Here is a 12,355-nt window from a genome sequence, read left to right on the forward strand (position 1 = left end):
ATGTAAGGGCTATTTTAAACTTATTATTGTAAAATGGTGAGTTTTACAATCAATGAGATTAGGAATTTAATGGAAATTGCAGTATTTGGTGGCGGGGCGTGGGGGAGGGCTTTAGCCTTTGCTTTTGGAGAAAAGAATGAAGTGAAAATCATTTCAAGGCGGGATTTAAACGAGCCGCTAAAAAAGCTCAATGATGCCTTGATTTCTAAAGGTTCTGCCCCCATAGAGCAAGTGGATTTACAAAGAGGCTTAAAAGCGGCACTCTATGTGATCGCTATTAGCGTGCAGCACTTAAGGGAATGGTTTCAAAACGCTTCTTTACCCAAAAACGCTAAGGTTTTAATCGCTTCTAAAGGGATAGAGGTGTTAAATAAGGCGTTTGTGAGCGAGATCGCAAAGGATTTTATCGATCCTAATGCTTTGTGTTTTTTAGCGGGCCCGAGTTTTGCGGCTGAAATCATTCAGGGCCTGCCTTGCGCGTTAGTCATCCATTCTAATAATCAGGCTTTAGCACTAGAATTTGCCAATAAAACCCCCTCTTTTATCAGAGCCTACGCCCAACAAGACATCATAGGGGGTGAAATCGCCGGGGCGTATAAAAATGTGATAGCCATTGCGGGGGGGGTTTGTGATGGCTTGAAATTAGGCAATAGCGCTAAAGCGAGTTTATTATCTCGTGGTTTAGTAGAAATGCAACGCTTTGGGGCGTTCTTTGGGGGCAAGACAGAGACTTTTTTAGGGCTTTCTGGGGCTGGGGATTTGTTTTTAACCGCTAATTCTATTTTATCTAGGAATTATCGTGTGGGTTTGGGGCTAGCCCAAAACAAGCCTTTAGAGGTGGTTTTAGAAGAATTGGGCGAAGTGGCTGAAGGGGTGAAAACGACCAACGCCATTGTGGAAATCGCTAGAAAATACGGCATTTATACGCCCATTGCGAGCGAATTGGCCTTGCTTTTAAAGGGTAAGAGTGTGCTAGAGAGCATGAACGATTTGATCAGACGCGCTTAAAAGGAAAGAGAGCATGCAAGATTTTTCAAGTTTATTATTAAAATTACAAGAGTATTGGAAAGATCAAGGCTGTTTGGTGATCCAGCCTTATGATATTCCTGCAGGAGCTGGGACATTCCACCCGGCCACGCTTTTAAGGAGTTTGGATAAAAAGCCATGGAATGTGGCGTATGTCGCGCCCTCTAGAAGGCCTACTGATGGGCGCTATGGGGAAAACCCTAACCGCTTGGGGAGTTATTACCAATTCCAAGTGGTTATCAAGCCAAGCCCTTCTAATATCCAAGAAATGTATTTAAAAAGCTTGGAAGTGTTAGGGATAAACCTTAATGAGCATGATATACGATTTGTAGAAGACAATTGGGAGAGTCCGACTTTAGGGGCATGGGGGCTTGGCTGGGAAGTGTGGCTTGATGGCATGGAAGTTACGCAATTCACTTATTTCCAGCAAGTGGGGGGCATTGCTTGTAGCCCTATCCCTGTGGAAATCACTTACGGCTTAGAAAGATTAGCGATGTATGTGCAAAAAGTGGAAAATATCCTAGAGATTGAATGGGCTAAAAACAATCATGACAGCGTGCGTTATGCGCAAGTGCATTTAGAAAGCGAATACCAATTTAGCAAGTATCATTTTGAAATAGCGAGCGTGAAAAGGCTATTAGAAATGTTTAAAAACGCTCAAGCCGAAGCCTTGCATTGCTTAAAAAACAAGCTCCCCTTGCCGGCTTATGATTTTGTGATGCTGTGCTCGCATTTTTTCAATATTTTAGACGCCAGAAAAGCGATTTCGGTGGCTGAAAGGCAAAATTATATTTTACAAATCAGGGATTTAGCCAAATGGTGCGCGCTTTTTTATAAAGAGCAAGAAGAAGAGAGGGAAGAGCGCTTAAAAAACGCTTTAACAAAGGCTTAAAATGGCGTTAGTTAAGGAAGTGTTGGGAGTTTTGAACCGCCTTTCGCCTTTTGAACTCCAAGAATCGTGGGATAATAGTGGGTTGAATGTGGGGAGCAAAAATAGCGAGTTTAGCCAAATTATCGCATGCTTAGAAATCACGCTTCAAATCGCTCTAAACGCGCCACAAAACGCCCTAATCATCACGCACCACCCTTTAATTTTCAAGCCCTTAAAAACGCTAAATTATGAGACTTATCCGGGGAATATTTTAAAAATCCTAATCCAAAAAAACATTTCAGTCATCAGCATGCACACGAATTTTGACAAAACGCATTTAAACAAGCATTTTGCTAGTGCGCTTTTAGGGTTTGATGGCTTGATGGAAAAAGGCCTTATGTTAGTGAAAGAAAACGCTAATATGGAATTTGATGCGCTGTTAGAAAGGATTAAATCTTCTTTAGGGGTGGGAAAATTAGCATGCGTCAAAAGTTCTCAAATGATTAAAGATTTAGCGTTTGTGTGCGGATCGGGGGCATCCATGTTTTCTTCTTTAAAAGAGCAAAGCTGTTTGATTACAGGCGATGTGAAATACCATGACGCTATGATCGCTCAATCTTTAGGGATAAGTTTGATTGACGCCACGCATTATTATAGCGAAAGGGGTTTTGCACTGATTGTGGCTGAAATTTTGCATTCTTTTAATTATTTGGTTACAATAGAGAATTTTAAAAACCCCTTGCAAATCATTTAAAGGAAAGCGATGAACACCCACCTCAAACAATTGATTGAAATTTCGCATTTGGATAAAGAAATTGACTCCTTAGAGCCGTTGATCAGAGAAAAACGAAAAGACTTGGATAAGGCCTTGAATGATAAAGAAGCTAAAAATAAAGCGATTTTGAATTTAGAAGAGGAAAAATTAGCCCTAAAATTACAGGTTTCTAAAAACGAGCAAACCCTACAAGACACGAACGCTAAAATCGCCAGTATCCAAAAGAAAATGAGCGAGATCAAATCCGAAAGGGAGTTGCGCTCTTTAAACATTGAAGAAGATATTGCTAAAGAGCGTTCCAACCAAGCCAACAGGGAAATTGAAAACCTGCAAAATGAAATCAAGCGCAAAAGCGAAAAACAAGAGAATTTGAAAAAAGAAATGCTAGAGCTTGAAAAATTAGCGTTGGAATTGGAAAACTTAGTGGAAAACGAAGTCAAAAACATCAAAGAAACCCAACAAATTATCTTTAAAAAGAAAGAAGAACTCGTGGAAAAAACCGAGCCTAAAATCTATAGCTTTTATGAAAGGATCAGAAGATGGGCGAAAAACACGAGCATCGTAACGATCAAGAAACAGGCTTGTGGGGGTTGTTTTATCAGATTGAATGATAAGATTTATACCGAAGTGCTAACGAGTGGGGACATGATCACTTGCCCGTATTGCGGGCGTATTTTATACGCTGAGGGCGCGTATGAAAACAGTGCTCAACCTCCAAAAGAAAGCCAACCAAAAGAAAGCCAACCAAAAGAAAGCCAACCAAAAGAAAGCCAAGAATTAGTTTGATTGTTTAAGTTTTTCTACCTTTTATTTTTGACTTTGGGGCATCTTTTTGGTGCACCTTTCATCTTGCTTTTGAGTTTTAAAGAAAAATACCGCCATTCTTTAAAGGCTCGTTTTTTTCTCAAGGACAATCTTTTAAAAAGCGAGCCGGTTTTTTGGTTTCATGCATGCTCTTATGGGGAGGTCAAATCCTTAGAGCCGATCATTCAAGCTTTAAAAGAGCCGATTTTAATCAGCGTTACCACTAATACCGGCTTTGAATTAGCCGCTCAAACTTATCAGCATTCTCAACATATAGAAGTGCGTTACTTGCCTTTTGAAACCCTATTATTTGCATGGGAAAAAAACTTAAAACGCTTAAAAACTTTGGTGGTTACAGAAGCGGAATTGTGGTTTAACGCGTTTGATACGGCTCAAAAATTAGGGGCAAAAACCATGCTCATTAACGCTAGGATCAGCGTTCACTCTTACCCCAAGTACCAGCGTTTTTCTTTCTTTTATGCACTTTTATTCAAACGCATTGATTTGATTTTAGCACAAAGCAAGGACGATCAAAAGCGCTTGTTGAATCTAGGGGCAAAAAAAGTGGTGGATTTTTTGAATATCAAGCGTTTTTCAAAGCCTGTGATCACTTCGTTTTACCCTAAAAACCCAAGCGCTCTAAACATTGTTTTAGCCAGCACGCATGAGGGCGAGGAGGAATTGGGGTTAAAAGCGTTTTTAGAATTGAAAAAGACTTTTAAAAACGCAAGGCTCTTTATCGTGCCGCGCCACCCGGAGCGTTTTAAAAGCGTGCGGAATTTGTTGCAAGATATTTTAAAAACGACGCCTTTTAGTTTGGAGTGTTTTTCTTCAAAGGGTTTTGTGGAATGCGATATTTTGTTAGTGGATAGCTTGGGGGAATTGAATAACTTCTATAAAATCGCAGACATTGTCATTTTAGGGGGTTCGTTTGTCAAAATGGGGGGGCATAACCCTTTAGAGCCGGCGTTTTTTAATACGCGCCTAATCACAGGGGAGTATCTTTTCAACCAAGTGGCGTTGTTTGAATTAGTCAAGCCTTATAAAATCGTTCCAAAAGAGGATCTGTTAGACGCTCTCTTAGATTACAAAAATTTAGGCGTGGTGCGTTTTTTAGAAAATGGGCATGATTTAAACGAATTGCTCGCATTCATCAAACATTAAAAAAATAAAGGATAAACATGGAAAAAGCCTACAAATTATTGAGTATCCAAGAAAACATTTCGCATAAAAAAGCCAAATCTTTGATTGATTTGGGGTTAGTGAGCATAGGGGGGAAGAAATTGAGTGTTGCTAGAAAGGAATTACCCCAAAACACGCGCTTTAATGTCCAAAAAATTGAAAAACCCAGCGTGATTTTTGAAGATGAAAACATTCTAGCCCTTTTTAAACCCCCTTTTATAGAGAGCTATGATTTAGTTTCTTTTTTCAAAGGTTGGGCACTGTTGCACCGCTTGGATAAAGAAACAAGCGGGGTGATTTTATTGGTGAAAGAAAATTCAGAATTCCACTTGAAAGCTAAAAAGGCTTTTAAAAATAGGGCGGTTAAAAAGGAGTATTTAGCTCTCGTTCAAGGCATCATAGAAGAAGAGCGAGAAATCAACGCTCCCATTCTTACGATTAAAACCACTAAAGCTTTCAGTAAAATCTCTAAAAAAGGGCAAGAAGCGGTTACAATCATCACGCCCTTAAAAATCATCAACAAAAAAACCCTTTTAAAAGTGGGAATCAAAACCGGAAGAACCCACCAAATCAGAGTCCATTTAAAGCACATCAACCACCCCATTATAGGCGATACGCTCTATGGCGATAGCCAACACTCCGCCAAACGCTTGATGCTCCATGCGCATAAAATCGCGCTGCTAGGGTATGAATTTGAAGCGATCGCTCCTAAAGAATTTGAAATTTAAGGATTGATTATGAACGCTTGGAATACGATTTATGATCAATTTAACCCTATCGCTTTTAGTCTTGGCAGTATTGAAGTGCATTGGTATGGTTTGGCGTATGCGTGCGCGATTGTTATCGCTTTTTACATGGCGTTAAGAATGATCCAAAAAGATCCCAAGCGATTCCCCATTGAAAGGAAGGAATTTGAGAGTTATTTTCTATGGGCGGAGCTTGGCATTGTGCTAGGGGCAAGGATAGGATACATTCTTATTTATGAGCCTAATTCCAGCTATTATTTGACGCATTTTTGGCAAATCTTTAACCCTTTTGATAGCCATGGGAATTTTATAGGCATTCGTGGGATGAGCTATCATGGGGGGTTGGTGGGGTTTTTGATCGCTTCGTATCTTTATAGCCGTAAGGATTTGAAAAAGCTTTTGATTTATTTGGATTTGATTGCGATCAGCCTGCCTTTAGGGTATGTTTTTGGGAGGATTGGGAATTTTTTAAATCAGGAGCTTGTGGGGAGGATTGTCCCCAAAGACAGCCATTTAGGGCAAATCATAGGCATTATGGTGGATAACGAGTTGCGTTATCCCAGCCAGTTGATTGAAGCGTTTTTAGAGGGGGTTATTGTGTTTTTTATGGTAATGTGGGCTAAAAAACACACCAAAACGCATGGGCTGCTCATCGTGGTTTATGGCTTGGGGTATTCCCTGATGCGCTTTATTGCGGAATTTTACAGAGAGCCGGATAGCCAAATGGGGGTTTATTTTTTGAATTTGAGCATGGGGCAGATTTTAAGCTTATTTATGGTAATTGTTTCATTAGGGATTTTATTGTATGCTACAAGGATCACGAAAAAAGAAGACAATTATTGAATGAGCGCCATTCTTGCAAGATGTTTGACAGCCATTATGAGTTTTCTAGCACAGAATTAGAAGAAATCGCTGAAATCGCCAGACTATCGCCAAGCTCTTACAACACGCAACCATGGCATTTTGTGATGGTTACTAATAAGGATTTAAAAAAACAAATTGCAGCGTACAGCTATTTTAATGAAGAAATGATTAAAAGTGCTTCAGCGTTAATGGTGGTATGCTCTTTAAGACCCAGCGAGTTGTTACCACACGGCCACTACATGCAAAACCTCTATCCGGAGTCTTATAAGGTTAGAGTGATCCCCTCTTTTGCTCAAATGCTTGGCGTGAGATTCAACCACAGCATGCAAAGATTAGAAAGCTATATTTTAGAGCAATGCTATATCGCTGTGGGGCAAATTTGCATGGGCGTGAGCTTAATGGGATTGGATAGTTGCATTATTGGAGGCTTTGATCCTTTAAAAGTGAGCGAGATTTTAGAAGAGCGTATCAATAAGCCTAAAATCGTGTGTTTGATCGCTTTGGGTAAGAGGGTGGCAGAAGCGAGCCAAAAATCAAGAAAATCAAAAGTTGATGCAATTACTTGGTTGTGATTAAACGAAATCAAAAACTTTTTAACTATAATCAAACCTAAATTAAAGTTTAAGGAGTGGTATTTTGTTTAAAAGAATGGTTTTAATCGCTCTTTTAGGGTTGTTTTCAAGCGTTTCATTAAGCGCTAAGAGTCTTTTAAGAGATGATGGGATTTTAGTCTCTGATTTAAAGGGCATGAAATCAGAATTGTCTGATGCTCCTGCTTGGGTTTTTGAAGACCCTAAAGTCCCCTACGAAGAAATGGGCGTGGCGTATATCCCTGTTAATAACAAATATTTAGGGATTGAACAAGCGACTTTAAACGCTAAATTGAGCTTGATCGTGGTTTTTCATGAAATCATGTTGAAGTATAAAAAACGCTTCATGGAGCAATTCCATGAGTCCGAGCAAACGGCTACGAATATCAGCTACGCTATCTATAATTACCTAGCAACTAAGATCCAAGTAGCCTACACTTACACGAATTTAAAATCGGAGGTGGCTGTGGTGAAAATCAAGCTAGTGGGTTGCCAGATTGATCAAATCAAAAGGTATTTAAAAGCGAGCGTTGAAAACCTTAACGATAACGAAATCGCTTATATCGCTAAGGTCGCTCAAAAAGAATTTGGTAGTGTTTGCGCTTTAAGGTAGTTTTATAGCATTCTAGCGAGCATGTTTAGGGCATGCTCTACGCTTTTATTTTGAATGCTTTCTCTGTCCCCTTCAAAAAAACAACGATCGATTAAAGCTTGAGATCCTAACTTTTGCACACCAATATAAATCGTGCCTACCGGATTAGCCTTACTCCCCCCATTAGGGCCAGCCACCCCGCTAATCGCCAGCGCTAAATCCACTTTAAAATTGAAAAACACGCCTAGTAGCATTTCTTTCACGCATTCTTCGCTATAAACCCCAAAGACTTTTAAAGTCGTGGCATTGACTTTCAATAACTCGCACTTAACCTCTTCACTATAACACACAACACCCCCCATAAAAACCGCTGAAGCCCCGCTAATGGAAGTGAATGCATGCGATAATAACCCCCCAGAGCAGCTTTCAGCCACCGCAATTTTTAAATCTAAAGATTTCAAGCGCTCTATTAAAGCGTTTGCACTTTTTTGATGATCGTCTAATTCCACAATATTAGAGTTAAAAAGCGTTTGAAGATAAATTCTCGCTTGTTCTGTGTTTTCGCCTTTTAATTCAATGCCATCCTCTTTGACTTGAGCGGTAAGATTCAATCGTTTCAATTCCTTTTCAATCAAAATAAAACCGCTCTCATTATCCATATTCAAAAATTTAAATTTCATTTTTAACCTTTTAAAACCCTAAATTCAGCGTGCGCCATAATTCTTCCACTTCTTCTAATTCTAAATCAATCGTGCTTTGAGTGCGAAAAAAGACTTGGATTTTTTCTAAATCCAAGCTTTTAGCTTTCAAGCAAGAGGGGTGCGCTAAAATAAACCCTTGCGCTAAAGCGACAGAACGCTCTAATTTTGCATCGCATAAAAAACAAGAATTGTAACTTTGCAAGCGCCCTTCAAAATTCAAAAGCGTTGCATACATTTCTAAAACCACTCTTAAGGGGTGCTGTTTGGAGAGTTTGCTAGCCCCATCATCTAAAGTGTCAAAATAGATGCTATCCAAAGAATGCACGCCTTCTAAATGTTTGAATAAAAGAGTGCAAAAGCGTTGCCAAAAAAACAAGCGCTCCATTTCTCTTTCCCAAATATAGCCTAAATGCAAAATATTCCTTAACTTGGGTAAAAATTTATCATCGTTTTCTTCTTCAAAATCAATTTTACGCCCCACATTCAGCACGCTATGGCGTTTGCCATAGAAACGATAGAGGGTTTTGAGCTGGTTTTTGGTTAAAACGCGCACGATCAAATCTTCATCTCTTATGCTTTGTGTTTGTAAAAGAAACCCTTGCATCACTACTCTTAAGATAATTTGGTTTATTATAAGCAAAACTTGGATACAATCCTAATAAAACTGCAAAATTAAGGAAAAACATGGGATTTGCAGATTTCTTTAAAAATTTTAAGATCAATAAATTGCGGACAACGCCAAGTAAGGAAGAACAGCCAAGCCATTGGGTGAAATGCCCTAAATGTTATGCGTTAATGTATCATAAAGAAGTGTTTGGCAAATACAGCGTGTGCTTGAAATGCCATTACCATTTCCGCATGAACGCGACTGAAAGGATTGAATTTTTATGCGATGTGGGGAGTTTTGAAGAGTTTGACAAACACTTACGGCCTAATGATCCTTTAAATTTCGTGGATAAAGAGAGCTACAAGCAACGCATTAAAAAATACGAAAAAAGGACTAACCGCCCAAGCTCAGTGATCAGCGGTGAGGCAAAAATCAACCGCATGCCTTTGCAGATCGTGGTGTTTGATTTTAGCTTTATGGGGGGGAGTTTAGGCTCTGTGGAAGGCGAAAAGATCGTAAGAGCGATCAATCGTGCGGTCGCCAAAAAAGAAGCGTTATTGATCGTTTCAGCGAGTGGGGGGGCTAGGATGCAAGAATCCACTTATTCGCTCATGCAAATGGCTAAAACGAGCGCGGCTTTGAACCGATTGAGTGAGGCCAAACTCCCTTTCATTTCGCTCTTAAGCGATCCCACTTATGGGGGCGTTAGCGCGTCTTTTGCTTTTTTAGGGGATCTCATTATCGCAGAGCCTGGGGCGATGATAGGTTTTGCAGGGCCTAGGGTGATTAAGCAAACTATAGGGGCGGATTTGCCTGAGGGCTTTCAAACAGCGGAATTTTTATTAGAGCATGGCTTGATTGATATGATTGTGCACAGGAAGGATTTGAAGAAAACTTTGAGCGATCTCATCGCTATGATGACGCATAAGACTTCAAAGATTTTTTAAAGTTTTAAGATTGATGCGTTGCGTGGTGTATTCTATCGCTAAAAGTTCGCCCCTAGAGTTAGTGGAAAGCTATCAAAAGCAATGCAGGCAATTTGATTGCGAGCTGGAATTGGTGGATTTATTCCCTAAAAATACCGCCAACGCTCAAAAAATCTCTAGAGAACTCGCTCAAAAAAGCTACTCTCTAGCCTTTGAGCCGTATTTAAACCCTAAGGCAAAAAATATTGCCTTACACCCTAAAGCTCAAAGGGGCGATAGCTTTGCGTTTAGTAAAATGTTAGAAAATCATCTTAATATTAATTTTTTTATCGCTGGAGCGTATGGGTTTGAAGAAAATTTTTTAAAGGATTGTCAAGCTTGGAGTTTGAGCGAGATGACTTTTAGCCATGAAGTGTCTAAAATTGTCTTATGCGAGCAAATTTATAGGGCTTTAAGCATTATTTTTAAGCATCCATACCATAAATAGGAGGTGCGCATGCGTTTTTACATTATCTTTACATTTTTGTTCATTGTGGGTTTTGGCGTGTTTGTTTATAGTATTGATCCGCAAGCTTACGCCTTTAATTTAGGGAGCTACAGCTTTAATCTTCCCATTGCGGTATGGCTTATGGGCGTTTTAGGCATGTTCGCTTTTTTTTCATGGGTTTTTTTATTCAAGCACAATCTCAGCCATAAAATCCGCTTATACCACGAAAAAAGGGATTTTGACAAATTGCTCAAACAAATCCTATCCCAAGACACCCAAAAGACTTTTTTAAAAACGAAATTTAAAAGCGATCTCGCTAAAAACCTCTCCCAAATCTTAGCCCGCTATGATTTAAAAGCTGATTTAAACACGCCAAATAGCGGGTGCGAAAAAGTGGATAACCTTTTTAAACATTACCACAATATAGAAAACAACACCCTTGAGCCTAAAGATCACGCTAAGCATTCCCTAGCTTATGAGCATGCTTATTTTTCTAAACGCTTGAAGGCTTTCATTCATAACGATTTAAAAAACGCCTTTGAAGTTTTAACAAACGCGCAAATCCCTTTGGAATTACGCCGCTACGCTTTTATGGAAATCGCCCAAAAAGGCAACAAAAAAGAGGTTTTAAAGGCTGTGAATGCGATGCAAGAGGATTTGGATAAAGAGTGCGTGAAAGCTTTTTTAAAAGCCTTTTTTGAAAAATCTTTAAACACAGACACTTTAAAAATTTCAGAGCTTTGCAAAAAGGTGGGTTATGACAAAGACGATTATTTAAAGCTCGCGCAAAAAGCGCAAAAATTTCTTGTTCCCGATCAATGGTTCCAATTTTTTGAGATTTTAAGCCAAGAAGACGATAAGGCGCAAAAAGCCTTTTTATTCGTGTTGTTAGAATTAGAAATGAACGATCTCGCTAAAGAACATCTAGCGGTTTTGTCTTTTGAAGAATACATGCTTTTAAACGCTTACATGGATTTGAAACAAGAGCATAAAAAAGCCTATAAGCTGGAAGCGTTTTTGTAGGGGGATTGTTTTACTTCATATTTTAGGGCAGATAAAAATAGATGGTTACAAAAAATCAATCATCAAGGAATGGGCTAATGGAGTCGCTTTTAGCACCAAATGATAAGAGGAAAGACGCTAATGCTTTAAACCTTGATGAAACTAATCCTAAAAGAAACAACCAAAGCCAAAAATACGCTTTAACCCGCCATAAAAAGTTTTAGTAACCCGTATTTGATGAAAACAGAGCTTTTTTATTTTTCTTCTACGAATTTTTATCCATATCTTGAAAATACCCCACTCAATCAATGTGAGAGTGTTCCTTTCTAAAGAAAGAAGCTTCCTAACTAAACATTGAACGCTAACACGAAAGGCTTTGTTTTTTAAAGTCTGCATGGACATTTCCTACCCTATAAAAGACTAGGGGGATTTTAACCTCTTTTAGCCTAACGGCTATGTGCTTCTTGCGCCCTAAAGGACAGGGTTTTTCGCACTAGTGGGATAAAAAATCCTAAGAAGATTTAAAAAAGCTAAATTTGTGTTCTTAAAAGATAATAAGAAAAAGATGATAATGGTATTAAAGAATACCTCCAAATAACGCTTTAAAAACGCACCACCATAGTGGCCATGTATGAACCTGATTTGAAGTTGCTAGGAGCGCCTTCAGGCAATTTGATATGGAAATACTTTTGACAACCATTAACCGCTTTTTCATAATTTTTAGTGAAAGAATGGTGATGGCGGTTTTCCAAAGGCCCTTTCATGTGTTTGCTCGTCAACGCAGAATGCTTTAATTTGACAAACAAAAGCAAGTTTTCACCAAACAACGATTTCATCGTGAAAGCGAACGCTCGTTTATAAAATGTCCGTTTGTCAATATCAATCCCAATAATCCCACTTCCAGCCGAATAGACTAAAGGCTTTGAATACAATCTCAGATCATCGCCACTCAAAACGCTTAACAAAATCCCTAAACTTATTAGTGTCCTAACCCCATTTTCTTTCCTTAAGATATAACATTATCCGCATGTTTAACAGATAAGGAAATTTAACCTAAAACACCTTAATGGTTGATTAAAAAATTAAAAAAAATGTATTTTTTAAAAAAGCGTTACGATTTAGAGAATTGTGAAGATTTTTATAATTGATGGTTATTTTTGAATAATTTTTTAAATTGATTGA

16 protein-coding genes are annotated in these 12,355 nt (G+C 38.8%); 13 read left to right on the forward strand and 3 right to left on the reverse strand.

The features are described 5' to 3' along the window. Nucleotides 1-69 precede the first annotated feature (69 nt). From EXS92_RS06220 to EXS92_RS06260, 9 genes are all read left to right on the forward strand, one after another. Nucleotides 70-1,008 (forward strand): NAD(P)H-dependent glycerol-3-phosphate dehydrogenase, encoded by a 939-nt coding sequence (locus tag EXS92_RS06220; RefSeq protein WP_000401696.1) that lies wholly within the window; start codon nt 70-72, stop codon nt 1,006-1,008. Between the two features lie 13 nt (nt 1,009-1,021). Then, on the forward strand, nt 1,022-1,918 hold the full coding sequence (glyQ, locus tag EXS92_RS06225) for a glycine--tRNA ligase subunit alpha (RefSeq protein ID WP_165515896.1): 897 nt from the start codon (nt 1,022-1,024) through the stop codon (nt 1,916-1,918). Between the two features lies 1 nt (nt 1,919). Next, nucleotides 1,920-2,651, forward strand: coding sequence for a GTP cyclohydrolase I (locus EXS92_RS06230; RefSeq protein ID WP_165515897.1), 732 nt, complete (start codon nt 1,920-1,922; stop codon nt 2,649-2,651). A 9-nt stretch (nt 2,652-2,660) separates the two neighbouring features. Further along, the gene (locus EXS92_RS06235; protein WP_165515898.1) at nt 2,661-3,458 is read left to right on the forward strand and encodes a zinc ribbon domain-containing protein; all 798 of its coding nucleotides are present in this window, start codon (nt 2,661-2,663) and stop codon (nt 3,456-3,458) included. Continuing rightward, nucleotides 3,459-4,640 (forward strand): lipid IV(A) 3-deoxy-D-manno-octulosonic acid transferase, encoded by a 1,182-nt coding sequence (gene waaA, locus EXS92_RS06240; protein ID WP_165515899.1) that lies wholly within the window; start codon nt 3,459-3,461, stop codon nt 4,638-4,640. It abuts the gene before it with no gap. Nucleotides 4,641-4,657: 17 nt separating this feature from the next. After that, nucleotides 4,658-5,386 (forward strand): RluA family pseudouridine synthase, encoded by a 729-nt coding sequence (locus EXS92_RS06245; protein WP_165515900.1) that lies wholly within the window; start codon nt 4,658-4,660, stop codon nt 5,384-5,386. A gap of 9 nt (nt 5,387-5,395) precedes the next feature. Beyond that, the gene (gene lgt / locus EXS92_RS06250) at nt 5,396-6,247 is read left to right on the forward strand and encodes a prolipoprotein diacylglyceryl transferase (protein WP_165515901.1); all 852 of its coding nucleotides are present in this window, start codon (nt 5,396-5,398) and stop codon (nt 6,245-6,247) included. Nucleotides 6,248-6,267: 20 nt separating this feature from the next. Further along, on the forward strand, nt 6,268-6,840 hold the full coding sequence (gene rdxA, locus EXS92_RS06255) for an oxygen-insensitive NAD(P)H-dependent oxidoreductase RdxA (RefSeq protein WP_242673990.1): 573 nt from the start codon (nt 6,268-6,270) through the stop codon (nt 6,838-6,840). A 64-nt stretch (nt 6,841-6,904) separates the two neighbouring features. Next, complete coding sequence (locus EXS92_RS06260; RefSeq protein ID WP_165515903.1) at nt 6,905-7,471, forward strand: hypothetical protein; 567 nt, start codon at nt 6,905-6,907, stop codon at nt 7,469-7,471. 2 nt (nt 7,472-7,473) lie between these two features. Here EXS92_RS06260 and EXS92_RS06265 read toward each other — a convergent pair whose 3' ends face one another. Next, on the reverse strand, nt 7,474-8,130 hold the full coding sequence (locus EXS92_RS06265) for a CinA family protein (RefSeq protein WP_165515904.1): 657 nt from the start codon (nt 8,128-8,130) through the stop codon (nt 7,474-7,476). Between the two features lie 10 nt (nt 8,131-8,140). Then, nucleotides 8,141-8,755 (reverse strand): recombination protein RecO, encoded by a 615-nt coding sequence (recO, locus tag EXS92_RS06270; protein ID WP_165515905.1) that lies wholly within the window; start codon nt 8,753-8,755, stop codon nt 8,141-8,143. A gap of 80 nt (nt 8,756-8,835) precedes the next feature. Here recO and accD point away from each other — a divergent pair, with 80 nt between their 5' ends. The 4 genes from accD to EXS92_RS08085 all read left to right on the forward strand — a co-directional run bounded on the left by accD (nt 8,836) and on the right by EXS92_RS08085 (nt 11,397). Next, nucleotides 8,836-9,705: an acetyl-CoA carboxylase, carboxyltransferase subunit beta gene (gene accD, locus EXS92_RS06275; RefSeq protein ID WP_000505071.1), complete on the forward strand. Its 870-nt coding sequence runs from the start codon at nt 8,836-8,838 to the stop codon at nt 9,703-9,705. A 13-nt stretch (nt 9,706-9,718) separates the two neighbouring features. Next, entirely contained in the window at nt 9,719-10,171 is a 453-nt protein-coding gene (rlmH, locus tag EXS92_RS06280; protein ID WP_165515906.1) for a 23S rRNA (pseudouridine(1915)-N(3))-methyltransferase RlmH, read from the forward strand. Nucleotides 10,172-10,180: 9 nt separating this feature from the next. After that, nucleotides 10,181-11,194 (forward strand): LapA family protein, encoded by a 1,014-nt coding sequence (locus EXS92_RS06285; protein WP_165515907.1) that lies wholly within the window; start codon nt 10,181-10,183, stop codon nt 11,192-11,194. A gap of 77 nt (nt 11,195-11,271) precedes the next feature. Beyond that, the gene (locus tag EXS92_RS08085; protein ID WP_269562627.1) at nt 11,272-11,397 is read left to right on the forward strand and encodes a hypothetical protein; all 126 of its coding nucleotides are present in this window, start codon (nt 11,272-11,274) and stop codon (nt 11,395-11,397) included. Nucleotides 11,398-11,775: 378 nt separating this feature from the next. Here EXS92_RS08085 and EXS92_RS06290 read toward each other — a convergent pair whose 3' ends face one another. Then, nucleotides 11,776-12,138, reverse strand: coding sequence for a hypothetical protein (locus tag EXS92_RS06290; RefSeq protein ID WP_000953827.1), 363 nt, complete (start codon nt 12,136-12,138; stop codon nt 11,776-11,778). Nucleotides 12,139-12,355: the final 217 nt, after the last annotated feature.

Origin of the sequence: Helicobacter pylori, assembly GCF_011175115.1 — a bacterium.
In the GTDB taxonomy this organism is placed as follows: Bacteria; Campylobacterota; Campylobacteria; order Campylobacterales; family Helicobacteraceae; genus Helicobacter; species Helicobacter pylori_DF.

Bases quoted from the DNA above. Each gene is read 5' to 3' on its own strand.
- EXS92_RS06220 (WP_000401696.1), top strand. From the start codon at position 70: ATGGAAATTGCAGTATTTGGTGGCGGGGCGTGGGGGAGGGCTTTAGCC.
- glyQ (WP_165515896.1), top strand. From the start codon at position 1,022: ATGCAAGATTTTTCAAGTTTATTATTAAAATTACAAGAGTATTGGAAA.
- EXS92_RS06230 (WP_165515897.1), top strand. From the start codon at position 1,920: ATGGCGTTAGTTAAGGAAGTGTTGGGAGTTTTGAACCGCCTTTCGCCT.
- EXS92_RS06235 (WP_165515898.1), top strand. From the start codon at position 2,661: ATGAACACCCACCTCAAACAATTGATTGAAATTTCGCATTTGGATAAA.
- EXS92_RS06245 (WP_165515900.1), top strand. From the start codon at position 4,658: ATGGAAAAAGCCTACAAATTATTGAGTATCCAAGAAAACATTTCGCAT.
- lgt (WP_165515901.1), top strand. From the start codon at position 5,396: ATGAACGCTTGGAATACGATTTATGATCAATTTAACCCTATCGCTTTT.
- rdxA (WP_242673990.1), top strand. From the start codon at position 6,268: ATGTTTGACAGCCATTATGAGTTTTCTAGCACAGAATTAGAAGAAATC.
- EXS92_RS06265 (WP_165515904.1), bottom strand. From the start codon at position 8,130: ATGAAATTTAAATTTTTGAATATGGATAATGAGAGCGGTTTTATTTTG.
- recO (WP_165515905.1), bottom strand. From the start codon at position 8,755: ATGCAAGGGTTTCTTTTACAAACACAAAGCATAAGAGATGAAGATTTG.
- accD (WP_000505071.1), top strand. From the start codon at position 8,836: ATGGGATTTGCAGATTTCTTTAAAAATTTTAAGATCAATAAATTGCGG.
- rlmH (WP_165515906.1), top strand. From the start codon at position 9,719: ATGCGTTGCGTGGTGTATTCTATCGCTAAAAGTTCGCCCCTAGAGTTA.
- EXS92_RS06285 (WP_165515907.1), top strand. From the start codon at position 10,181: ATGCGTTTTTACATTATCTTTACATTTTTGTTCATTGTGGGTTTTGGC.
- EXS92_RS08085 (WP_269562627.1), top strand. From the start codon at position 11,272: ATGGAGTCGCTTTTAGCACCAAATGATAAGAGGAAAGACGCTAATGCT.